Annotated in this window: 23 protein-coding genes; 13 read left to right on the forward strand and 10 right to left on the reverse strand. The window is 73.0% G+C overall.

The features are described 5' to 3' along the window. Window positions 1–7: 7 nt before the first annotated feature. A complete protein-coding gene (locus tag NYO98_RS20710; RefSeq protein WP_268113775.1) occupies window positions 8–826 on the forward strand; it encodes an MBL fold metallo-hydrolase in 819 nt (272 codons plus the stop codon). A 39-nt stretch (window positions 827–865) separates the two neighbouring features. Beyond that, a complete protein-coding gene (locus tag NYO98_RS20715; protein WP_268113776.1) occupies window positions 866–1,423 on the forward strand; it encodes a TIGR03086 family metal-binding protein in 558 nt (185 codons plus the stop codon). An 85-nt stretch (window positions 1,424–1,508) separates the two neighbouring features. On the opposite strand, the gene NYO98_RS20720 is transcribed toward NYO98_RS20715, so the two are convergent. The 3 genes from NYO98_RS20720 to NYO98_RS20730 all read right to left on the reverse strand — a co-directional run bounded on the left by NYO98_RS20720 (window position 1,509) and on the right by NYO98_RS20730 (window position 3,982). Then, a complete protein-coding gene (locus NYO98_RS20720; RefSeq protein ID WP_268113778.1) occupies window positions 1,509–2,735 on the reverse strand; it encodes a hypothetical protein in 1,227 nt (408 codons plus the stop codon). Next, window positions 2,732–3,223: a SigE family RNA polymerase sigma factor gene (locus NYO98_RS20725; protein WP_268113779.1), complete on the reverse strand. Its 492-nt coding sequence runs from the start codon at window positions 3,221–3,223 to the stop codon at window positions 2,732–2,734. Before NYO98_RS20725 ends, NYO98_RS20720 begins: the two co-directional genes overlap by 4 nt. An 81-nt stretch (window positions 3,224–3,304) precedes the next feature. After that, complete coding sequence (locus NYO98_RS20730) at window positions 3,305–3,982, reverse strand: Crp/Fnr family transcriptional regulator (protein WP_268113781.1); 678 nt, start codon at window positions 3,980–3,982, stop codon at window positions 3,305–3,307. Between the two features lie 152 nt (window positions 3,983–4,134). Between NYO98_RS20730 and nth the strand changes: the two genes are divergently transcribed. From nth to NYO98_RS20750, 4 genes are read left to right on the forward strand one after another with little or no spacing between them, the layout of a single operon-like run. After that, the gene (gene nth, locus NYO98_RS20735) at window positions 4,135–4,863 is read left to right on the forward strand and encodes an endonuclease III (RefSeq protein ID WP_268113782.1); all 729 of its coding nucleotides are present in this window, start codon (window positions 4,135–4,137) and stop codon (window positions 4,861–4,863) included. Further along, complete coding sequence (locus NYO98_RS20740; protein ID WP_268113783.1) at window positions 4,860–5,486, forward strand: TlpA family protein disulfide reductase; 627 nt, start codon at window positions 4,860–4,862, stop codon at window positions 5,484–5,486. The genes nth and NYO98_RS20740 overlap by 4 nt, the downstream gene beginning before the upstream one ends. Next, window positions 5,483–6,256 carry an NUDIX hydrolase gene (locus NYO98_RS20745; RefSeq protein WP_268113784.1) on the forward strand — a complete coding sequence of 258 codons (774 nt, stop codon included), beginning with the start codon at window positions 5,483–5,485 and terminating at the stop codon, window positions 6,254–6,256. The genes NYO98_RS20740 and NYO98_RS20745 overlap by 4 nt, the downstream gene beginning before the upstream one ends. A 6-nt stretch (window positions 6,257–6,262) precedes the next feature. Continuing rightward, window positions 6,263–7,438, forward strand: a complete 1,176-nt coding sequence (locus NYO98_RS20750; protein WP_268113786.1) for a MarP family serine protease — start codon at window positions 6,263–6,265, stop codon at window positions 7,436–7,438. A 222-nt stretch (window positions 7,439–7,660) separates the two neighbouring features. On the opposite strand, the gene NYO98_RS20755 is transcribed toward NYO98_RS20750, so the two are convergent. After that, entirely contained in the window at window positions 7,661–8,065 is a 405-nt protein-coding gene (locus tag NYO98_RS20755; RefSeq protein WP_268113787.1) for a phage holin family protein, read from the reverse strand. 161 nt (window positions 8,066–8,226) lie between these two features. On the opposite strand from NYO98_RS20755, the gene nhaA reads away from it, so the two are divergent. Then, window positions 8,227–9,624, forward strand: coding sequence for a Na+/H+ antiporter NhaA (gene nhaA, locus NYO98_RS20760; protein WP_268113854.1), 1,398 nt, complete (start codon window positions 8,227–8,229; stop codon window positions 9,622–9,624). Between the two features lie 117 nt (window positions 9,625–9,741). On the opposite strand, the gene acs is transcribed toward nhaA, so the two are convergent. The 4 genes from acs to NYO98_RS20780 all read right to left on the reverse strand — a co-directional run bounded on the left by acs (window position 9,742) and on the right by NYO98_RS20780 (window position 14,878). Further along, the gene (gene acs, locus NYO98_RS20765; protein WP_456094058.1) at window positions 9,742–11,682 is read right to left on the reverse strand and encodes an acetate--CoA ligase; all 1,941 of its coding nucleotides are present in this window, start codon (window positions 11,680–11,682) and stop codon (window positions 9,742–9,744) included. 160 nt (window positions 11,683–11,842) lie between these two features. Further along, entirely contained in the window at window positions 11,843–13,450 is a 1,608-nt protein-coding gene (locus NYO98_RS20770; protein WP_268113789.1) for a solute symporter family protein, read from the reverse strand. Further along, the gene (locus NYO98_RS20775) at window positions 13,450–13,791 is read right to left on the reverse strand and encodes a DUF485 domain-containing protein (protein ID WP_268113790.1); all 342 of its coding nucleotides are present in this window, start codon (window positions 13,789–13,791) and stop codon (window positions 13,450–13,452) included. Before NYO98_RS20775 ends, NYO98_RS20770 begins: the two co-directional genes overlap by 1 nt. A gap of 163 nt (window positions 13,792–13,954) precedes the next feature. Continuing rightward, entirely contained in the window at window positions 13,955–14,878 is a 924-nt protein-coding gene (locus NYO98_RS20780) for an MEDS domain-containing protein (protein WP_268113792.1), read from the reverse strand. Window positions 14,879–15,096: 218 nt separating this feature from the next. Here NYO98_RS20780 and NYO98_RS20785 point away from each other — a divergent pair, with 218 nt between their 5' ends. Genes NYO98_RS20785 through NYO98_RS20805 form a run of 5 tightly spaced genes read left to right on the forward strand, consistent with a single transcriptional unit; the run spans window position 15,097 to window position 20,985 of the window. Further along, a complete protein-coding gene (locus tag NYO98_RS20785; protein ID WP_268113794.1) occupies window positions 15,097–16,569 on the forward strand; it encodes an MFS transporter in 1,473 nt (490 codons plus the stop codon). After that, window positions 16,569–18,650, forward strand: a complete 2,082-nt coding sequence (locus NYO98_RS20790; RefSeq protein WP_268113795.1) for a molybdopterin oxidoreductase family protein — start codon at window positions 16,569–16,571, stop codon at window positions 18,648–18,650. Before NYO98_RS20785 ends, NYO98_RS20790 begins: the two co-directional genes overlap by 1 nt. Continuing rightward, window positions 18,647–20,053, forward strand: coding sequence for an FAD-dependent oxidoreductase (locus NYO98_RS20795; RefSeq protein ID WP_268113796.1), 1,407 nt, complete (start codon window positions 18,647–18,649; stop codon window positions 20,051–20,053). The genes NYO98_RS20790 and NYO98_RS20795 overlap by 4 nt, the downstream gene beginning before the upstream one ends. A 52-nt stretch (window positions 20,054–20,105) precedes the next feature. Next, window positions 20,106–20,543, forward strand: a complete 438-nt coding sequence (locus NYO98_RS20800) for a hypothetical protein (RefSeq protein WP_268113797.1) — start codon at window positions 20,106–20,108, stop codon at window positions 20,541–20,543. 34 nt (window positions 20,544–20,577) lie between these two features. Further along, window positions 20,578–20,985 (forward strand): VOC family protein, encoded by a 408-nt coding sequence (locus tag NYO98_RS20805; RefSeq protein ID WP_268113798.1) that lies wholly within the window; start codon window positions 20,578–20,580, stop codon window positions 20,983–20,985. On the opposite strand, the gene NYO98_RS20810 is transcribed toward NYO98_RS20805, so the two are convergent. Beyond that, entirely contained in the window at window positions 20,966–21,391 is a 426-nt protein-coding gene (locus NYO98_RS20810) for a GNAT family N-acetyltransferase (protein WP_407673963.1), read from the reverse strand. The two genes, NYO98_RS20805 and NYO98_RS20810, sit on opposite strands and share 20 nt — an antisense overlap. A 60-nt stretch (window positions 21,392–21,451) precedes the next feature. Here NYO98_RS20810 and NYO98_RS20815 point away from each other — a divergent pair, with 60 nt between their 5' ends. Further along, window positions 21,452–21,907 (forward strand): SRPBCC family protein, encoded by a 456-nt coding sequence (locus tag NYO98_RS20815; protein WP_268113800.1) that lies wholly within the window; start codon window positions 21,452–21,454, stop codon window positions 21,905–21,907. On the opposite strand, the gene soxR is transcribed toward NYO98_RS20815, so the two are convergent. Further along, a complete protein-coding gene (gene soxR, locus NYO98_RS20820; RefSeq protein WP_268113801.1) occupies window positions 21,904–22,374 on the reverse strand; it encodes a redox-sensitive transcriptional activator SoxR in 471 nt (156 codons plus the stop codon). The two genes, NYO98_RS20815 and soxR, sit on opposite strands and share 4 nt — an antisense overlap. Window position 22,375: the final 1 nt, after the last annotated feature.

The raw sequence follows: 22,375 nt of genomic DNA on the forward strand, positions 1-22,375 counted from the left end.
ACCGGGGATGAGCGACCGGGGCTGGTCCGGCGGGACCTTCGGCGAGACCGGCACGTGCGTGCTCGCGCCCAACGCCGACGTGATGACCCTCGACGGCACCAACACGTGGGTGCTCCGCGACCCCGACTCGGCGCGCTCGGTCGTCGTCGACCCGGGCCCGGCCATCGACGCCCACCTCGACGCGATCGACGCGGCCGCCGGTGACGTGTCCGTCGTGCTGCTGACCCACCACCACGCCGACCACAGCGAGGCGGCGCGCCAGTACGCCGAGCGCCACGGGTGCGGCGTACGCGCGCTGGACCCGGCCTACCGGCTGGGGTCCGAGGGCCTCGGCGAGGGCGACGTCGTCACGGTCGGCGGGCTCGAGGTGCACGTGGTCGCGACGCCCGGCCACACGTCGGACTCGCTGTCGTTCGTCGTGCCGCAGGATCGCGCCGTGCTGACCGGCGACACCGTGCTGGGTCGCGGCACCACCGTCGTCGCGCACCCCGACGGCCAGCTCGGGGCCTACCTCGCCTCCCTCCAGCGGCTGCACGCGCTCTGCGGCGAGCAGGGCATCACCGCCGTCTGGCCCGGCCACGGCCCGGTGATCGACGACGCGCTCGGCGCCCTCGACCTCTACCTCGCGCACCGCGAGCAGCGGCTCGACCAGGTGCGCCAGGCCCTGCGCGACCTGCACGCCGTGGAGCGGGAGGGCGGGTCCTTCCCGCACGAGACCCTGCCGCGCGCGATCGTCGAGATCGTCTACGCCGACGTCGACCCTGTGCTCTGGGGTGCGGCGGAGCTGTCGGTGCGCGCCCAGCTGGCGTACCTCGAGGGCGAATGACCCTTGCGTCCGCACCGACGGAAGAGTGAGGTGGGTGCCATGAACCACACCCCGATGAGCAGCCCGCACCGGCCCGTCGTCGTCCTGTCCCGCGCCCTGGACCAGGCGGGTGACGCCCTCGCCGTCGTGCACCCCGACGACCTCGACAAGCCGACGCCGTGCGCGGGGTGGACCGTGCGCGAGCTCGCCGACCACCTGGCAGCCGCACCGGAGCACTTCCTGCAGCAGGCGCGTGGCGAGGAGGTCGACTGGAGCGCGAGCACCGGCGTCGGCGGCGACCCGGCCGTGCTGGCCGCACACTTCCGCACGCACGCCGACGACCTGCTGCACCACTGGCACGGCCGACCCGACGACCAGGTGGCCCAGGCCGACTGGCAGAGCGCCGAGCTCGGGGTGCACACCTGGGACCTGGTGCGGGCAATCGGTCGGAAGGTGCCGCTCGACGACGAGGTGGCCGAGCGCGGGCTCGCCTTCATCCAGCAGGGCCTGACCGACGACAACCGCGGCGACGCCTTCGGTGCGCCGGTCGGCGTCCCCGACGACGCCCCGGCCTACGACCGGCTGGTGGCGTTCGCCGGCCGCGACCCGCGCGCCTGAGCCGTCGTACGGATCGAACGACGCCGCCCGTCGGCGGTCCCCGCGTACGGCCGCGCCGGCCACGCCCGTTGGGTCCGTACGACGGCTACAGGAAGCGTCGCCAGAGCCACCGCAGCGCCATCAGGACGGCGATGGAGGCAGCCACCCCGAGTCCGATGAACAGCGACAGCTCGATCCCGAAGGGCGCCGGCGGACGGTCGGCCGCGTCGAAGTCGTGGGTGAGCACCTGCGGCGACGTGCCGTCGAGGTCGGGCACCAGGTCGACGGCGACGCTGAGGCTGGCCGTGTCGGGCACGCCGCGCACCAGGATCCGGTAGGTCCACTCCGACCCGGGGCGGTCGGGTGAGGTCATCAGGACCAGGTGCGGTCCCTCGACGTAGCTGCCGGCCGGAGCGTCGACCTCGGCCACGAGCAGGCTGTCGTCCGCCCAGCCGACCGGCGTCACCGTCGCGCCGTCGGGGTAGAGGTCGGCGGGAAGCCGCCGGAGCGGGTCGGTGCCGCTTGCGGTCTCGAACGGCACCGCCCGGACGGCGACCTCGTCGGCCGGGAAGGGCGCGCTGACGCCGCCACCCGGAGCCGTCACGCCGGTCAGCGCCGACGTGCTGCTGTCACCCGTCGCCGGGTCGATCGTCCAGCTCTCGATGTCGGGTGCCTCGCCCGGCTCGGTGACGCGACCGTAGACGTCGACGGCGATCTCACCGTCCGACGTCCACGACACCGCGCGCGGCGTCCCGGTGCCGGTCGGCAGGTCGAGGAGGCTCGTCTCCCCGGTGACCAGGTCGACCACGCGGTACCAGCCGGTGCTGATGGTCGTCACCCCCCGGACCCGCTCGACGGAGCTGCCCGCCGGGTAGGCCAGGCGTCGGCCGTCGGGGGACAGCGCCAGCCACGGCCCGTGGAACCACCCGTCCATCGCCTCGGCGTCGAGCTCGGGGAAGTCGGGGAGGTCGACGCGGAGGGCCTCGCCGGTCGTGGCGCTCACCAGGACGGGCTGTCCGAGGTGGACGTCGTCGACGTAGGCCACCGACGCCCGGCCGATCGCGAGGTCCGACACCATCGGACCGTCTGGCTCACCGATACGGCTCGGGATCGCGCCGGCCGGCACGACGTCGCCCGCCGGTCCGACGTCTGCGGGGCGCACGGCGAGCGCCCCCGCGCCGGCCACCACCGCGACGACGGCGACCGCGGCCAGTCCGGCGGCGGCGCGGGTACGACGACGGGCGCGGCGACCGCGGTCCCAGGCGGACGGGTCGGGGGAGAAGGTCTGGGTGCGGGCGAGGGCGTCGAGCTCCTCGCGCAGGTCGGTGCTCATGTGTCTGCTCCCACCAGGTCGGCGAGCTCGGGGGCCAGGACGCGCAGCCGCTGGAGGGCCTGGCGCGACATGGACTTGACCGCGCCGCTGGAGATGCCCAGCGTGGCGGCCGTCTGGACCTCGGTGAGGTCCTCGAAGTAGCGCAGCACCAGCACGGTGCGCTGGCGCGGCGTCAGCCGGCGCAGGGCCTGCTCGAGGGTGAGCCGCACGGTCGGGTCGGCCGCCGCCACCGGGGCGTCGTACGACCCCAGCGGGGACTCGGCGAAGCGGCGCCGCCGCCACCAGGAGATGTTCTGGTGGTACATCGTGCGGCGCACGTAGGCCTCGGGCGAGGTCTCGATCCGCTCCCAGTGCCTGGCCGCCTGCACCAGCGCCGCCTGCACCAGGTCCTCGGCGAGGTGGTGGTCGCCGGTCAGCAGGTAGGCGGTGCGGGCGAGCGCCGGCCCGCGCGCGTGCACGAACTCGTCGAACGCCGATCGATCACTCATCACGGCAACCCCCTTCACGACGTACGACGCACGCGGGCGCCCCGCCGGGGGTCAGGTGCTGAGAATCGGTGCGAAGAAGGGTCAGCGGGCGCGGCGAGAGAGGCGCTCGAGGTCCATGATCACCACGGAGCGGGGCTCCAGGCGCAGCCAGCCGCGCGAGGCGAAGTCGGCGAGCGCCTTGTTGACCGTCTCGCGGGAGGCGCCGACCAGCTGGGCGAGCTCCTCCTGGGTGAGGTCGTGGTGGACGTGGACGCCGTCGTCGGCGGTCCGGCCGAAGCGGTCGGCGAGGTCGAGGAGCGCCTTGGCGACGCGGCCCGGGACGTCGGAGAAGACCAGGTCGGCCACGACGTCGTTGGACTTGCGCAGCCGCGAGGCGAGCTGGGACAGCAGGCCGCGGGCGACCTGCGGGCGGCCGTCGAGCCAGCGCAGCAGGTCGTCGTGGGACAGCGAGGCGAAGGAGGCGTCGGTGACGGCGGTGACCGTCGCGGAGCGCGGGCCCGGGTCGAAGAGGGACAGCTCGCCGAACATCTGACCGGGTCCCATGATGGCGAGCAGGTTCTCGCGGCCGTCGGAGGAGGAGCGGCCGAGCTTCACCTTGCCCTCGGTGACGATGTAGAGCTTGTCGCCCGAGTCGCCCTCGTGGAAGAGCACGTCGCCGCGGCGGAGTCGGGTCTCGGCCATCGAACCGCCCAGCGCAGTCGCCGCCTCGTCGTCGAGCGAGCTGAACAGCGGTGCCTGCCGAAGCACGTCGTTGTCCACGTCAATCCTCCCGGTGGGGTGCGTCCCGACCGGTGCTGCTCGGGATCGCTGACGATCCTAGCCGTGGTGCGGCTCACAACCGCGACTCCGGGCGGCGAGGCGTCGTTCGCGCCGGCTTCGGGGGTGTCGGAGGCGGACCGTAGGCTGAGCGCGTGCCCGCCCCCGCCCGCAAGGTCGTCGAGATCCCCAAGCCCGACACGTCGCTGGTGCGCCGGGCGCGCAAGGTCGACCGCATCCTCGCCGAGACCTACCCCGACGCCCGCGCCGAGCTCGACTTCACCAACCCGTTCGAGTGCCTCGTCGTCACCGTGATCTCCGCGCAGACGACCGACCGGCGGGTCAACGCGGCCAGCCCCGCGCTGTTCGCGGCCTACCCGACGCCCGAGGCGATGGCCGCGGCCCCGCGCGAGCACCTCGAGCAGCTCCTCGGGCCGCTCGGGTTCTTCCGGCAGAAGACCGACGCCCTGCTCAAGCTCAGCCAGGCGCTCGTCGACACCTTCGGCGGCGAGGTGCCCTCCCGCCTCGACGACCTCGTCACCCTGCCGGGCGTGGGCCGCAAGACCGCCAACGTCGTGCTCGGCAATGCTTTCGGCAAGCCCGGCATCACCGTCGACACCCACTTCGGCCGGCTCGCGCGTCGCCTCGGCTGGACCGAGGAGACCGATCCGGTCAAGGTGGAGCACGCCGTCGGCGCGCTGTTCCCCAAGCGTGACTGGACGATGCTGTCGCACCACCTCATCTGGCACGGCCGGCGCCGGTGCCACGCCAAGAAGCCCGCGTGCGGCGCCTGCCCGGTCGCGCGCCTGTGCCCCTCGTTCGGCGCGGGACCGACCGACCCGGTCGAGGCGGAGAAGCTCGTCACCACGCAGGGACCTGCATGAAGAAGCTCCTCCTGGTGCTGGCGCTCGCCACGTGCGTCGCCGTGGGTGCCGTCGCGTGGTCCTCGATGGGCGACGCCGGCCCCATCGACGTACGCCCTCCCGACGTCGAGGTCGACACCCCGGCGCTGCGCGAGGTCAAGGCGCGCATCGGCATGGAGGACTGCACGCCCGGCACCGGCGACCCGGTCGAGGGCGGGCTGCCGGAGATGACGCTCCCGTGCCTCGGCGGCGGGCCCGACGTCGAGCTCTCCTCGCTGCGCGGGCCGATGCTGATCAACCTGTGGCAGGCGCGCTGCGAGCCCTGCCGCCTCGAGATGCCGGCGCTGGAGGAGTTCCACCAGCAGTACGGCGACCGGGTGCGGCTCGTCGGCATCGACTTCAACGACGTCCACCCCGACGGCGCGCTCGCGCTGGCCGAGGAGACCGGGGTGACCTACCCCTCGATCGCCGACCCGGGCGGCGAGCTGATGGTCGAGGACGCCTTCGCGATCGCACGCCGCGGGCTGCCGGCGTTCGTCTTCGTCGACGAGACCGGCAAGGTCGTCGCCCAGGACTCCGGCGGCGTCGAGTCGGTCGGCGAGGTCCGCGACCTGGTGGCCGAGCACCTCGGGATCGACCTGTGAACGAGGGGTCCGCCGGGCGGCCGGGCTCGCTGCCGCGGTGGCTGGCGCCCGTGGTCGAGGCCGCCTCCACGATCACCGTCCACGAGCTGACCCGCTTCATGCCCCCACCGGACAGCGACCCGCGCCGCGGCGCCGTGCTGATGGTCTTCGCCGACCGCGACGCCGACCCGGCCGCCCCCGACGACCTCGCCCACCGCGGCGAGCTCCTGCTCACCGAGCGCAACCACCACATGCGCTCCCACCCCGGCCAGGTGTCGTTCCCGGGCGGTTCGCTCGACGAGGGGGAGACCCCGGTCGAGGCGGCGCTGCGCGAGGCCCACGAGGAGATCGGGCTGGTCCCGGCCGAGGTCGAGGTGTTCGGCGAGCTGCCCGAGCTGTGGCTGCCGCCCAGCAACTTCGCGGTGACGCCGATCCTGGGCTACTGGCGCGACCGGGGCGAGGTGCGCATCGAGAGCCCGGCGGAGGTCCACGAGATCCACCACGTCGCGATCGCCGACCTCCTCGACCCCGACAACCGCATCACCGTGCGCCACCCCAGCGGCTGGCTGGGCCCCGGCTTCCTCATCGGCGCGCAGCGCGACGTGGTCCTGTGGGGCTTCACCGCCGGCATCATCGCCCGCCTGTTCAGCTATCTCGGCTGGGCGCAGGACTGGGACAGGGCGCGGGTGCGTGACCTGCCCGACCACATGCTGCAGGGTGTCCCCAGAGGCACCGACCTCGCGCCCAACACCCCGCACGACACCCCCCAGAACACCAGGCTCGAGGAGTAGCTCGCGATGAACGTCCTCGACTGGTGCCTCGTGGCGCTCGTGGGGATCTATGCCCTCTCGGGCTACTGGCAGGGATTCATCACCGGCGCGAGCGCCACCGCCGGGCTGCTGCTCGGCGGCCTCATCGGCATCTGGGTCGCGCCGCTCGCGCTCGGTGACGCCGCCCCGTCGCTGTGGGTCTCCCTGGGCGCGCTCTTCATCGTCATCATCTGCGCCTCGCTCGGGCAGGCGCTCTTCCAGTACGTCGGCGCCCGGCTGCGCGACCGCATCACCTGGCAGCCGATCCGCGCCGTCGACGCGATCGGAGGATCGGTCCTCAGCGCCGTCGCGGTGCTGCTCGTCGCGTGGGCGCTGGGTGTCGCGGTGTCCGGCACCCGCATCGGCGCGGTCACGCCGCTGGTGCGCGAGTCCACCATCCTGGCCGAGGTCGACCGGACGCTCCCGGCCGACTCGGGCAAGGTGCTGCAGACGTTCAACAACGTGGTCGGAACGACGTTCTTCCCGCGCTACCTCGAGCCCTTCGCGCCCGAGCGGATCGTCGCGGTCCGCCCCGGCGACCCGCGCATGCTGACCGACCCCGACGTGCTCGCGGCCGAGGCCAGCGTGGTGAAGGTCCGCGGCACCAACGGCTGCGGCGGTGGGGTCGAGGGCACCGGCTTCTTCTTCGCCCCGGGCCGGCTGATGACCAACGCCCACGTCGTCGCGGGCGTCACCCGCCCCGAGGTGGAGGTCGCCGGCTCGACGGTCACCGCGTCCGTGGTGCTCTACGACCCCGACCTCGACATCGCCGTCCTGTCGCTGCCCGACACCGGGTCGCTCCCGCTCGCGTTCGACACCGAGGTCCAGCCGCGCGACCCCGTCGCCGTGCTGGGCTACCCCCAGGACGGCCCCTACGACGTCGAGTCCGGTCGCATCCGCTCCGAGCAGCGCCTGCGCTCCCCCGACATCTACGGCGACGGCACGGTCATCCGTCAGGTCTTCTCGCTGCGCGCGCTGATCCGGCCCGGCAACTCCGGCGGCCCGATCGTGACGTCGGCCGGCGACGTGGCGGGCTTGGTCTTCGCGGCGTCCGTCAGCGACCCCGACACCGGCTACGCCCTCACCGCGGACCAGGTGGCCGAGTCGGCGGCCGAGGGCATCGCCGCGACCGCCCCGGTCGACACCGGCACCTGCGTGCGCTGACGTCGTACGTCCGAGGCCCAGGCGTGCAGGCACGTCGGCCGCTGGGCGGTGCGTCAGCCACATTCGCGTGCGTCCGATTGTGGCTGGGCCACCGCCAGAGACCGAGTACCCGCGTGTCGTCCGATGGGCGGTGCGCCACCCACTTGCCCCGGCCGCGGAATGTGGCTGGGCCACCGCTCGCGCCCGGACTCCAGCGGGACCACGATCAGCGAGGGGCGTCGGTCAGGGCTTGCCCTTGAGCGCCTGGGGGATCTGCCGGCCCTGCTCGATCGCGCGCTCGGGCGCCTTGACCTTCTTGACCTGCCGCAGGCCGATGAAGGCGAGCAGCGCGGCGATCAGGACGTAGAGGCCGAAGACGACGAGGAACGCCCACTGCAGGTCGAGGCCCTCGCCGTTCCAGTGGATGAAGTAGGCCAGCGCGACCGAGAACATGATGATCGCGAGCAGCACGAGGAACGCCGCACCGGCGAACAGGCCGACGCCGACGCCGCCGTGCTTGACGCTGATCTTGAGCTCGCTCTTGGCGAGCTGGATCTCCTTGGAGATGAGCGAGGAGATGTCGCGCTGCGCGTCCATGACGAGCTTGCCGAGCGTCGGATCGGTGTCCTTGACCGGTTCGTTTGCCATGCGGGGAAGTCCTTCGGTGTACGCCGGGGGCTGAGTGCTGCGACCCTACCAACGGGCCCGTCTACACTCGGGTCTCAGGTGAGCCGGGAAGTCTGGTCGGCCCGTGGCGAGTGTGTCCGCGGTGATGCCGCTTCGACCACCCCCGGAAGGACCACCTCGTGATGGCCACGCCCCCCGACCGTTCCCGGCTCGACGACCTCTGGAGGTCCGGGCCCGTCTACAGCGCCAGCGACAAGCCGCTGGCCCGGCTGGTCGCGCGGCCGGTGCGCGAGTTCCTGCGCGTGGAGGCGGCGGGCTCGATCCTCCTGCTGCTCGCCGCGGCCGCGGCCCTGGTCTGGGCCAACAGCCCGTGGGCGTCGTCGTACGACGCGCTCTGGCACACCCACCTCACCCTCGACGTCGGTCCGCTGCACCTCGACGAGTCGCTCCAGCACTGGGTCAACGACGCCCTGATGGTGATCTTCTTCTTCGTCGTCGGCCTCGAGATCAAGTACGAGCTGGTCAACGGCGACCTGCGCGACCCGCGGACGGCGGCCCTGCCGATCGTCGCCGCGGTCGGCGGCATGGTCGTGCCAGCCGGCATCTACGTCGCGCTCAACCCGCCCGGCAGCGACGGCAGCGCCGGCTGGGGCATCCCTATGGCGACCGACATCGCGTTCGCGGTCGGGGTGCTGGGGGTGCTCGGGCGGCGGATCCCGTCGGCGGCGCGGCTGTTCCTGCTGACGCTCGCGATCGTCGACGACATCGGCGCGATCCTGGTGATCGCGGTGTTCTACACCAGCGACCTGTCGATGACCTGGCTCGCGATCGCCCTCGGTCTCCTCGGCCTGATGATCGCGGCACGCGCGCTGCGCGTCTGGAGCGTGGTCGTCTACGCGGTCCTCGGCGTCGGCGTGTGGTTCGCGCTGCTCGAGTCGGGCGTGCACGCCACCCTTGCCGGTGTCGCGATCGGCCTGCTCGCGCCCGCGACACCGCTGCTCAAGGAGGAGGTGGCCCGCGAGTTCGCCGCGAGCGCCCTCGATGACCGACACCTCGACGCCGACGAGCTGGCCCGGCTGCGCTTCCTGCTGCGGGAGTCGGTGTCGGTGGTCGAGCGGCTCATCAGCACGCTGCACCCGGTGTCGGCGTACGTCGTCCTCCCCGTCTTCGCGCTCGCCAACGCGGGCGTCGACGTGGGTGCCATCGGCGACGTCCTGACCGAACCGGTGGCCCTCGGCATCGTCCTGGGCCTGGTGCTCGGCAAGCCAGTCGGCATCCTCGCGACCTCCTTCGTCGCCGTACGCCTCGGCATCGCGAAGCTGCCCGAGGACACGCCCTGGTCGATGGTCGCGGGCCTCGGCGCCGTGGCGGGCATCGGGTTCACGGTCTCGATCTTCATCGCCGGGCTGTCGTTCCCGGGCTCCGACCTGCTGACCGAGGAGGCGAAGATCGCCATCCTGCTGGCGTCGGTCGTCGCCGCGTTCGTCGGCGTCCTGCTGCTGCTCGCCGCGAGCCGCGGGCGGTCCGCGCCGGCGGAGGCGGAGGCGGAGGCGGAGCGTCATACGAATCCGCAGTCATAGGTCGCGCTTCGTATGACGCAGCGGCCGCCGGGCCAGGTGGTCGGCCCGGACGTCATACGAACCCGCACCTACAGGTACGGGTTCGTATGACGCGGGCGAGGGCGGAGGCGAGCGAGGTCAGTCCTCCGCGGGGGCCGAGGTCTCCTTGGACTTGATCAGGTCCATCACCGTCGAGTCGGCGAGGGTGGTCACGTCGCCGACCTCGCGGTGCTCGGCGACGTCCTTGAGCAGGCGGCGCATGATCTTGCCGGAGCGGGTCTTGGGCAGCTCGGGGACGACCATGATCTGGCGCGGCTTGGCGATCGCGCCGATCTCCTTCGCGACGTGCCTGCGCAGCTCCTCGACGATGTCCTCGCCGCCGTCACCGGCGGAGTCGCGGAGGATGACGAACGCGCACACGGCCTGGCCGGTGGTCTCGTCGGCCGCCCCCACGACCGCCGCCTCGGCGACCTTGGGGTGCGACACGAGCGCCGACTCGATCTCGGTCGTCGAGAGCCGGTGGCCCGACACGTTCATCACGTCGTCGACGCGGCCGAGGAGCCAGATGTCGCCGTCGTCGTCGAGCTTGGCGCCGTCGCCGGCGAAGTAGAGGCCCGGCCAGCGCGACCAGTACGTCTCCTTGAACCGCTCGTCGTCGCCCCAGAGCGTGCGGAGCATGGCGGGCCACGGCTCCTTCAGCACGAGGTAGCCGCCATTTCCGTTGCCGACGGACTTCGCGTCGTCGTCGACCACGTCGGCGGCGATGCCGGGCAGCGCCTTCATCGCGGAGCCGGGCTTGCCCGCCGTCACACCGGGCAGGGGGCTGATCATGATCTGGCCGGTCTCGGTCTGCCACCAGGTGTCGACGACCGGGCAGCGGTCGCCGCCGATGACCTCGCGGTACCAGACGTAGGCCTCCGGGTTGATCGGCTCGCCGACCGACCCGAGCAGCCGCAGCGACGACATGTCGTAGCCGTCGGGGATCTCGCGGCCCTGCTTCATGAAGGTCCGGATCGCGGTGGGGGCGGTGTAGAAGATCGTGACCTTGTAGTCCTGCACGATCTTCCACCACCGGCCCTTCTCGGGCGTGCCCTCGTACATCACCTGCGTCGCACCGTTGGCGAGCGGGCCGTAGACCATGTAGGAGTGCCCGGTCACCCAGCCGACGTCGGCGGTGCACCAGTAGACGTCGGTCTCCGGCTTGAGGTCGAAGACCTCCCAGTGCGTGAACGACGTCCCGGTGAGGTAGCCGCCGGTCGTGTGCAGGATGCCCTTGGGCTTGCCGGTGGTCCCGGAGGTGTACATGACGTAGAGCGGGTGCTCGGAGTCGTGCAGCTCCGGCTCGTGCTCGGCGGAGGCGGAGTCGACGATGTCGTGCCACCACACGTCGCGGCCGCCCTCTTCCCGGCCGTGCCACTCGACGTCCTGGCCGGTGCGGCGTACGACGAGCACGTTGCGCACCAGGTCGCCGGTCTTCTCGACGGCCTCGTCGACCGCGGGCTTGAGCGCGCTGGCCGCGCCGCGGCGGTAGCCGCCGTCGGAGGTGATCACGACGCGGGCCTCGCAGTCGGTGATGCGCGAGGCGAGGGCGTCGGCGGAGAAGCCACCGAACACGACGGTGTGCGGGGCGCCGAGGCGGGCGCACGCGAGCATCGCGACGACGACCTCGGGGATCATCGGCATGTAGATCGCGACGCGGTCGCCCTTCCTCACGCCGAGCTCCGTCAGGGCGTTGGCGGCCCTCGACACCTCGTCCTTGAGCTGGGAGTACGTGATGTCGCGGGTGTCGTCGTCCGGCTCACCGACCCAGTGGAGGGCCACCTTGTCACCGTTGCCGGCGGCGACGTGGCGGTCGACGCAGTTGACGGAGGCGTTGATCGTGCCGCCGACGAACCACTTGGCGAACGGCGGGTTCGACCAGTCGAGGACCTGGTCCCACTTCCGGCCCCACTCCAGCCGCTCGGCGGCCTCGGCCCAGAACGCCTCCCGGTCGGCGTCCGCGCGGGCGTAGGCCTCCTCCGTGACGTTGGCGTCGGCGGCCAGGTCGGCCGGGGGCTCGAAGCGCCGGTCCTCGTGCATCAGGTTCGACAGGGTCTGCTCGGACAAGGCTCTCTCCTCGGGCGGGGCAGGTGCGGGGACTGGTGCTGCATCGGGTGCTGGTCGGGGGTGGGGACGAGGGAGGCGACCCCCTCGCCGAACCTACTCCGGCTCGGCGAGGGGGTCACCGGTGCTGCTGTGCTCAGTGCTGGACGGCCTGCTCGGCGCCGGCCCCGGTCAGGGCGCGGACCTCGAGCTCGGTGTAGCGGTCCTCGGCCTCCGGCTCACGCTTGGAGATCGTGCCGAGGTAGCCGAGCAGGAAGCCCAGCGGGATCGAGACGATGCCCGGGTTGTTGAGCGGGAACACCGACCAGTCGGAGTCGGGGAACAGCGACGTCGGCAGGCCCGACACCACCGGCGAGAAGAACACCAGCCCGACGGCCGAGATGAGGCCGCCGTAGATGCTCCACACCGCGCCGCGGGTGTTGAAGCGCCGCCAGAACATGTTGAAGATGATCGCCGGCAGGTTGGCCGACGCCGCGACCGCGAAGGCCAGTGCCACCAGGAAGGCGATGTTGAGCCGCTGCGCCGGGATCGACAGCGCGATCGCGATCGCACCGATGACGAAGGCGGCGATGCGGGCGACCCGCACCTCGTCCTTCTCGGTGATGGGCTGGTCCTTCTTGATGACGCCCTTGTAGAGGTCGTGCGCCACCGAGGAGGAGCTGGCCAGCGTCAGGCCGGCGACCACGGCGAGGATGGTCGCGAAGGCCACGGCCGCGATGAGCGCCAGCAGGACCGCCCCACCCGTGGAGCCCTCGCCGCCACCGACGGCTTCGGCGAGGAGCGGCGACGCGAGGTTCTGGTTGCCCCCCTCGAGCGGGTCCACCTGGTCGCGGTCCAGCAGGGCCGCGGCACCGAAGCCGAGCACCAGCGTCATCAGGTAGAAGGCACCGATCAGGCCGATGGCCCAGAGGACCGACTTCCGCGCGTCCTTCGCGGTCGGCACCGTGTAGAAGCGGATCAGGATGTGCGGCAGGCCGGCGGTGCCGAGCACCAGGGCGAGGCCGAGGGACAGGAAGTCGATCTTCGACGTCAGGCTCGCGCCGTACTGGAGACCGGGCTGCAGGAACGCCTCGCCCTTCCCGGAGTTCTCCGCGGCGGCGCCGAGGAGGGAGGAGAGGTTGAAGTTGAACTCGACGAGCACCAGCACCACGATCAGCGCGGAGCCGATCATGAGCAGCACGGCCTTGACGATCTGCACGTAGGTGGTGCCCTTCATGCCGCCGACGACGACGTAGAAGATCATGAGGACGCCGACGCCGACGATGGTGAGGTTCTTCAGCGCCTCGCTGTCGACGCCGAGCAGGAGGGCGACCAGCGAGCCCGCGCCGACCATCTGGGCGAGCAGGTAGAAGATCGACACCACGACCGTCGAGACCGAGGCCGCGGTGCGCACCGGGCGCTGGCTCATCCGGAACGCGAGCTGGTCGGCCATGGTGTAGCGACCCGCGTTGCGCAGCATCTCCGCCACCAGCAGCAGGGCGACGAGCCACGCGACCAGGAAGCCGATGGAGTAGAGGAAGCCGTCGTAGCCGTAGAGCGCGATGGCGCCGGAGATGCCGAGGAACGACGCCGCCGACATGTAGTCGCCGCCGATGGCGAGGCCGTTCTGGAAGCCGGAGAACGACCGGCCGCCGGAGTAGAAGTCGGCGGCCGTCTTGGTCTGGCGGCTCGCCCAGAAGGTGATGCCGATCGTCAGGGCGACGACCGACAGGAACAGGAAGGTGGTCAGGGCCTGGGTGTCCATCAGGCGTCGCCTCCCCTGCGGTACTCCTCGTCGAGCTGGCGGGCCAGCGGGTCGAGCTTGGCGGTGGAGAAGCGGGAGTACAGCCAGGCGAGGCCGAACGTCGTCGCGAACTGGAGGAGTCCGAAGATCAGCGCCACGTTGATGTGGCCCCAGACCTGCGTCGACATGAAGTCGCCCGCCCAGCTGGAGAGGATGACGTACAGCAGGTACCAGGCCAGGAACGCGACGGTCGCCGGGAACACGAAGCCGCGGTAGCGGCGTCGCAGCTCGGCGAACTCGGGTGTCGCGTGCAGCCGGTCGTAGATGGGTGCGTGGCGCGCGGCCTGCTCTTGCTCTGTCACGGATCGGGTCCTTCCGAGCGTGGGGCGGCCACCGGGTGTGACCGTCGTCACCGTGGCACCGGTCACGCGCCGCGCGGGAGGGGTGCGTGGCACCCCGTCGGTCGGAGGGCGTCGCCGGTCGCCCAGCGGTCGGTGTCGTACGACGAACGGTCGCCGCGTCGGCTCAGGCGCTGAGCTCGGCCCAGGTGACCTTGCCGGCTGCGGTGGAGTCGCAGCCGTTGCGGCGCGACAGCATCGCGACGATGGCCATGCCGCGGCCGTCGAGGTCGCCGGGAAGGGCGTGGTGCAGCTCGGGCCTGGCGTGGGACCCGTCCTCCACCGACACCCTGACGGCGTCCTCAGTGCGGACGAGCGACGCCCGGAACGGCGAGTCGCCGTGGGTGACGGCGTTCGTCGCGAGCTCGGAGGTGATGAGGACGGCGTCGCCGACGAGGTGGTCGAGGCCCCAGCCGGCGAGGGCGTCACGCACGAAGCCGCGCACGGACCCGACCGCGGCGGGGACGGGCAGGTGCACGCCCGACCGGACGACGTCGTCGTCCCCTCGGCCCCCGGCGGGCCCCGGGTGCGGTCCGGCCAGGCTGACGTGGTCGTGGAGGCCGCACATCCGCGCCACGTCTCCGAGCTCGGCGTCGCTGAGCACGGACGAGGGGTAGGCGCACAGCAACCGGACCGGGTGCTCGGCGATCGCGGCGTTCCACAGCGACTCCAGCTCGAGGGCGGCCGCGACCTCGCCCTGCTCCCACAGGATGGCGACCATCTCGCCGAACGCGCTCACCTCTTGCCCGTCGGCGGGTACCAGTGAGGCGACGAGCTCGGCGAAGAGGTCCGGGTCCGGGCGCCCGTCGACCAGGAGGCGCGCCATCGTCTCGTCGGCGTCGAGCGTGGTCAGGCGGCCGTCGCGGCGCGCGCGGTCGACGTCGACCGCCTGCGCCGCCAGGAGCGCGTCCACCGCGCGCCGGTGGGCCGGGCGGCTGACGGTGACGACGGGAACGCCTTCCTCCAGCGAGTCCGCGACGAAGGCGGCCACGCGGTCGACGAGCGAGGCGGCCTCGTCATAGGCCGCGACCTCGTGCACTCGGTCGGTCATCGAGCAGAACCCTCTCCACCACCGAGCCGAGCCCTCGGTCCCACGTCCGTCCCTGCTTCCCCCTCGGATTGTGCACCCTTCACCCTCCGGCGGGAAGGAAGGAACCATCAAGGCTTGGCGGGCATCGACCGCACGACGTGAGGCCGTGAGGAGAATGTGACGGCTCCGCCACCGGATCGGCAGGCCGCACGACACACCGGCAGCCGACCCTCGTCGGCATGAGCACCCCCGCCACGGACAACCGCCGCACGCGTCGCTGGATCGAGGACTGGCGCCCGGAGGACGCCGACTTCTGGGAGGCAGGAGGGCGCGCGGTCGCGCGGCGCAACCTCGCCTGGTCGATCTTCGCCGAGCACGTCGGCTTCTCGGTCTGGCTGATCTGGAGCGTCTCGTCGGCCTTCCTGCTGGCCCAGGGCTTCGCCTTCAGCCCCCAGCAGCTGTTCCTGCTGGTCGCGCTGCCCAACCTCGTCGGCTCGCTGCTGCGGCTGCCGTACACGTTCGCGGTGCCGAGGTTCGGCGGGCGCAACTGGACAATCGCCAGCGGCGCGATGCTGCTGGTGCCGACGCTGCTGTTCGCGTACGCCGTCCAGCACCCGACGACGCCCTACTGGGCCTTCTGCCTGATCGCCGCCACCGCGGGGGTCGGCGGCGGCAACTTCGCCTCGTCGATGGCCAACATCAACTTCTTCTACTCCTCCGACAAGAAGGGCGCGGCGCTGGGGCTGAACGCCGCCGGCGGCAACCTCGGCGTCTCGCTCATCCAGCTGCTGCTGCCCGTCATGGTCGGCGGGGCGGGCATCTTCGGCCTCGTGCAGGCGTCCGGCAGCGGCATCCACCTCGAGCGGGCGGCGTACGCCTATGCGGGGCTCGCCCTGCTCGCGACGGCCGCCGCGTGGCTCTGGATGGACAACCTCGCCACCGTGACGTCCTCGCCGCGCGAGCAGATGCAGGTCGTCAGGCAGCGGCAGACGTGGCTGATGTCGCTGCTCTACATCGGGACGTTCGGCTCGTTCATCGGCTACTCCGCCGCGATGCCGCTGCTGATCCGGCTCAACTTCTGGGTGCCCGAGCCCGCCCCGCTCGGCACCGGCACCTACTTCGCGTTCTACGCGTTCCTCGGCGCCGGCGTCGGCTCGCTGACCCGCCCCTTCGGCGGGTGGATGGCCGACCGCTGGGGCGGCGCCCGGATCACGCTGGCGTCCTTCGTCGCGATGGTCGTCTTCACCCTCGGCGTCCTGTGGACGGTCGGCCAGCTGACCCCCAACCCGGGCGCCGACCCCACCGTGGCGACCGCGAACACCGCGTGGTTCCCGCTGTTCCTCGGGTTCTTCCTCTGCATCTTCGCCGCGACCGGGATCGGCAACGGCTCGGTCTACAAGATGATCCCCGCGCTCTGGAAGGCGTCGGCGGAGCGCGCGACCACGCCGGGCACGCCGGAGCGGGAGGCCGCGCTGGTCTCGGCCACCCGGCAGTCGTCCTCCGCGCTCGGCGTGATCGGCGCGGTCGGCGCCCTCGGTGGGTTCCTCGTCCCGCTCGCCTTCGCCGCACCGTGGGTGGGCGACCCGCTGGCGGCGACGCGCGCCGCCTTCACGGTCTTCACCGCCTACTACCTCGGCTGCGCGGCGCTCACGTGGGCGCTCTACCTTCGCCGGCCGGTGCGCGCGCACGGGCTCGCGACCGCGGAGATCTGATGAGCGGGACCCGAACCGAGACCCGGACCGAGACCCACTGCCCCTACTGCTCCCTGCAGTGCGGGATGCGACTGGCCGGACGTCGTGCGCCGGAGGTGTCGGCGTGGGAGGAGTTCCCGGTCAACCGCGGGGCGCTGTGCCGCAAGGGGTGGGCCGCGGCCGGGCTGTACGGCGGTCGTGAACGGCTCACCTCGCCCCTGGTCCGCGACCGCGGGACCGGCGAGTGGTCGGCCGTCTCGTGGGACGACGCGCTCGACCGGGTCGCCGCCGGGATCCGCGCCGCCCAGGCGGCAGGCGGGCCGGACGCGGTCGCCGTCTTCGGCGGCGGCGGGCTCACCAACGAGAAGGCGTACGCCCTCGGCAAGCTCGCGCGGGTCGCTCTCGGCACCTCGCAGATCGACTACAACGGCCGCTGGTGCATGAGCTCGGCCGCCTCGGCCGCGATCCGCGCCTTCGGCCTCGACCGCGGGTTGCCGTTCCCGCTGGCCGACGTGGAGGAGACCGACGTGCTGGTGCTCGTCGGGTCCAACCTCGCCGAGACGATGCCCCCGGCCGCGCGCCACCTCGACCGGCTGCGCGAGCGCGGCGGCACGGTCGTCGTCGTCGACCCGCGGCGTACGCCGACCGCGGACCGCGCGGACCTGCACCTCCAGCCGGTGCCGGGCACCGACCTCGCCCTGGCGCTGGGGGTGCTCCACCTGCTCGTCGCCGCCGGCGCGGTCGACGCGTCGTACCTCGCCGAGCGCACCACGGGCTGGGAGGAGGTGCGCGACTCGGTCGCCTCCTGGTGGCCCGAGCGCGTCGAGCGGGTCACCGGTGTCGACGCGCACGAGGTGCGGGCGCTGGCGGCGCTGATGTCCGGCCGCAAGGTCATGGTGCTCACCGCCCGCGGCGCGGAGCAGCACTCGACCGGCTCGGACACCGTGCTCGCCTGGATCAACGTCGCCCTCGCGCTGGGCATGGTGGGCCGGCCCGGCGCCGGCTACGGCTGCCTCACGGGCCAGGGCAACGGCCAGGGTGGTCGCGAGCACGGGCAGAAGGCCGACCAGCTGCCCGGCTACCGGCGCATCGACGACCCCGCCGCCCGCGCGCACGTCGCCGGCGTGTGGGGAGTCGACCCCGACACGCTGCCCGGGCCCGGCCGGTCGGCCTACGAGCTGCTCGACGCGCTCGGCACGCCCGACGGTCCGTCGGCGCTGCTGGTCATGGGCTCCAACATCGTCGTCAGCGCACCGCGGGCCACGCACGTGACCGCGCGGCTGGAGGCGCTGGACCTGCTGGTGGTGTGCGACGTCGTGATGTCGGAGACCGCCGCGCTCGCCGACGTCGTGCTCCCGGTGACGCAGTGGGCCGAGGAGACCGGCACGATGACGAACCTCGAGGGCCGGGTGGTCCTGCGGCAGCGCGCGATCACGCCCCCGGCGGGAGTCCGGTCCGACCTCGAGGTGGTCGCCGGACTCGCCGAGCGGCTCGGCTCGCAGGCGTCGTTCCCGACCGACCCCGAGGAGGTCTTCGCCGAGCTCGGCCGCGCGTCGGCGGGCGGCCCCGCCGACTACTCGTCCATCACCTACGACCGGATCCGCGACGAGCAGGGCGTCTTCTGGGGTGGCAAGCGGCTCTTCGCCGACTCCTTCGCGCACCCCGACGGCCGGGCGAGGATGCACGCCGTCGAGCACCGCGGGGCGGCCGAGCAGCCGTGCGCGGACTACCCGGTGCACCTCACCACCGGACGCGTGCTGGCGCAGTACCAGTCCGGAGCCCAGACCCGGCGGGTCCGGTCGCTGCCCGACGACGGCCCCTTCGTCGAGCTGCACCCCTTCCTGGCGGCGCGGCTCGGGGTCGCGACGGGCGAGGCCGTGCGCATCGCCACCCGGCGCGGCGAGATGACCGCCCGGGCGTCGGTGGTGCCGACGATCCGGCCCGACACGGTCTTCGTGCCGTTCCACTGGGTGGGGGCCAACCGGCTGACCAACGACGCCCTCGACCCGGCGTCGCGGATGCCGGAGTTCAAGGTGTGCGCGGCGCGGCTCTCGCCGGTCGAGGAGGTCGCGCAGCGACCGTCACGAGACCCGGCCGCATGACCGAGGCGCCCGAGCGGGTCGTGGTCGTCGGCGGCGGGATGGCCGCCGTCCGCCTGTGCGAGCACCTCGCCGCGGACGACCGGTTCGCCGTCACGGTGCTCGCCGACGAGGCGGTGCCGCCGTACAACCGCATCCTGCTGTCGGCCGTGCTCGAGGGGACCCACCCGACCGACGCGCTGACGCTGCGGTCCGCGGGGTGGTACGCCCGGCACGGCATCGACCTGCGGCTCGGAGCCCGCGTGCTCGAGATCGACCGGGACGCCCGCGAGGTCGTGCTGGTCGACGGGGAGCGAGTGGCCTTCGACCGGCTCGTCCTGGCCTGCGGGTCGATCCCCACCCTGCCGCCGATCCGCGGGCTCGTGCGCCGCGACGGCACCCTCGACCCGCGCGTCCACCCCTTCCGGAGCCTCGGCGACTGCCGTCGGCTGGACGCGGCCGCCTCGGGGAGCCCCGTGACGAGCCGAGCCGTCGTCGTCGGCGGCGGGCTGCTCGGCCTCCAGGTCGCCCGGGCGCTGGCGGTGCGGGGGCTGCCCACCGAGGTGGTCGAGGGCGCCGACCACCTGCTCGCCCGCCAGGTCGGCCCCGCCGCGGGAGGCGTCCTCGCCCGCGACCTGCGGCGGCTCGGGACCGAGGTCTACACCGGTGCCCGTGCGGTCCGGCTGACCCCCGACGGGCTGCAGCTCGACAACGGCTACGTCCTGCCCAGCGACCTCGTCGTCCTCACCGCCGGCGGCCGCCCGTCCACCGCGCTCGCGCGGAGGGCGGGGCTGATGGTCCGCCGCGGGGTCGTGGTCGACCACACCCTCACCAGCGTCACCGACGACCGGGTGCACGCCATCGGCGACTGCGCCGAGCACCGTCGCCGAACGACCGGCTTCGTCCCTCCGGCGTGGGAGCAGGCCGGGGTGCTGGCCCGGGCGCTGCGCGGCGAGGAGGCGTCGTACGACGGCAGCCGCAGCGTCGCGCGCCTGCGCGCCACCGGCCTCGACGTCGCCGTGCTCGGCGATCCCGAGCGCGCGGAGGGTGAGGTCGTGGAGGTGACCAACCCCATCAGCGGCTCGCACCGCCGGCTCGTCGTGCGCGGGGGGCGGATCGTCGCCGCGGCGCTCGTCGGTGACCTGTCGCGCGTCGGGCTCATCACCCAGCTCTACGACCGCGGCACCCTGCTCGGCCCCGACGAGCCCGGCCGGCTGCTGCTGCCCGAGTCGGGGGCCGGCCCGGCGCCGCTGCCCGACGAGGCAGAGGTGTGTGCATGCGCCGGCGTGACCGCGGGTCAGGTGCGGTCGTGCGCGTCGGTGGGGGAGTGCGTCGACCGGACGCGGGCCACGACCGGTTGCGGGGGCTGCGCGGACGTCGTACGCCGCCTCGTCGAGGACAGCCCCACGCCGGTCGCGGTCGGCTGACAACTTCTCCGGGCGACCCGGCGTCCCACGGGGGTACCGGAGGAGGGTGGCGGTGGGCAGACGGGTCCTGGCGGGTGCGGTCGCGCTCCTCGTCGGCTTCCTCGGCGGCATGCAGCTGCACCACGTCATGGCGTCGCCCGACCAGCCGCAGCCGATGGTCCGCGCCATCGACCCGAGCGCCCACCGCGAGGAGGAGGTGGTCGTCGAGGACTGCCCCCGGCTCGCGACGGCACCGCCCTACCCGGTCAACGAGAACGGCATGTCCTACGGCTCGGGTGCCGGCATCGACGAGGACGACCCGGGGCCGGACCTGGTCGCCGCCGCCGGCACCGACGGCAGGTGCGGCTTCGTCCGGGCCTCCGACCGGCACCGGGACGAGGAGCCGCCGCCCGACTCGGAGGGCCGGGACATCCCGCTCTACGCGCAGGACGGCGTCACCGTCATCGGCAGCTTCCACATCGGTCCCGCATCGAACCGGGCAGGGTCTTGACCTCAGGTGCACCTGAGGCTCCACGATCGACTCCATGACCGACGCCCAGATCGCCGTGCACGAGCTCCGGATCACCCTGACCGTCGACGACTTCGACGCTGCCGTCCGCCTCTACCGTGACGCGCTCGGCCTGCCCGAGGTGGCCGACTGGAGCAGCGAGCAGGGCCGGGTGCTGCTGCTCGACGCCGGCCGCGCCACGCTCGAGCTCTTCGACGAGGCGCAGGCCGCGATGGTCGACGACCTCGAGGTGGGCCGGCGGGTGTCGGGGAAGGTGCGGTTCGCGCTGCAGGTGCCGGACGCCGACGCCGCCGCGACGACGCTGGTGGCCGCCGGCGCCACGGCGGTCGCGCCTGCCGCCGAGACCCCCTGGGGCGACCGCAACGCCCGCGTCGCCGCCCCCGACGGGATGCAGCTGACGCTGTTCACACCGGGGGAGTCCTGATCATCCAGCCGGCCGGGTCGGGCACCGGCACGAAGCCGGAGCCGGCGTAGACCTCGTGCGCGTCCCGCGTCTTCAGCAGGGTGCGCCCGACGCCCAGCTCGTCGACCAGCTGCGCGACTGCGGCCGCCAGCCGCTTCCCCAGCCCGCGGCCGCGGTGGTCGCGGTCGACGTACACGTCGCACAGCCAGGCGAAGGTCGCATGGTCGGTGACCACGCGGGCGTACGCCACCTGCCGGCCGTCGGCGGTGAAGACGCCGATGTTGAGCGAGTGCTCAGCCGCCGTGCCGACGGCGGCGCGGCTGCGGCCCAGGGACCAGTACGCGTCGGTGCTGAGCCACTCGTGCACGAGGTCGAGGTCCATGTCGGCGAGGTCGGTGCGGATCGCGTAGTCGGTCACACCGCGCATCCTCCTCGATCGGGCTGGACCGGCCTTGAGCGGTGCTCGCCGCAGGTCGATAGTGGCGGGATGGGCGAGGTCGAGGTCGTGGTCGAGCGCACGGTCGCGGCTCCGATCGGCGAGGTCTTCGCCCGCCTCGCCGACATCGAGGGACACAACACGTGGGTGCCCGGACGCGCGAGCATCCTGCGGGGGACGCGGCAGACGTCGCCCGGCCCGGTGGCCGTGGGCACGACCTACGAGGACCGCACCCGGATGGGCACCCTGCCCGGCGACGTCGCCGAGCTCGACCCTCCGCGCCGGATCGTCTACCACTGGTGGGACCGCGGCCCGTCGGGGAGGACGAAGATGGAGGGCTGGCCCGGCTACACGCTCGAGGCCGTGGGGGAGCGGGAGACGCTCGTGCGCCACGACGCGCGGCTGCGGGCCAACGGGATCCGGGCGCTCGGGGCGCCGGTGCTGCGCATCCTGGTCCGGCGGGAGCGGACGGCGACCATGGACGCGCTCGTCCGCTCCTTCGCCTAGCGACGGGAGGGGTGCGGCCGCCGGAGCGAGTCCGGCAGCAGCCGGGCACCGGACCCGCGCTCGCCGTGGACGTCGTCGGGGTTGGAGAAGGCGCAGGACCGCAGGCTCAGGCAACCACACCCGATGCAGCCGTCGAGGCCGCTCTTGAGCCGCTGCAACGCCGCGATCTGCTCGTCGAGGCGACGTCCCCAGTGGCGGGAGATGCGCTGCCAGTCGGCCTTGGTGGGGGTGCGGTTGCCGGGCAGCCGACCGAGCTCGTCGCGGATCTCCTCGATGGTGAGGCCGACGTTGGACGCCGCCCGGATGAAGGCGAGCCGCCGCAGCACGCTGCGCTCGAAGCGCCGCTGGCCACCGCCGGACCGGTGGGCCTCGATGAGCCCCTCGGCCTCGTAGTAGCGGATCGCCGACGCGGCGAAGCCGCTGCGCCGCGAGATCTCGCCCATCGGCAGCAGGTCGCGACCATCCATC

This window comes from Nocardioides pini (genome assembly GCF_026712185.1).
GTDB classification, from domain to species: Bacteria; Actinomycetota; Actinomycetes; order Propionibacteriales; family Nocardioidaceae; genus Nocardioides; species Nocardioides pini.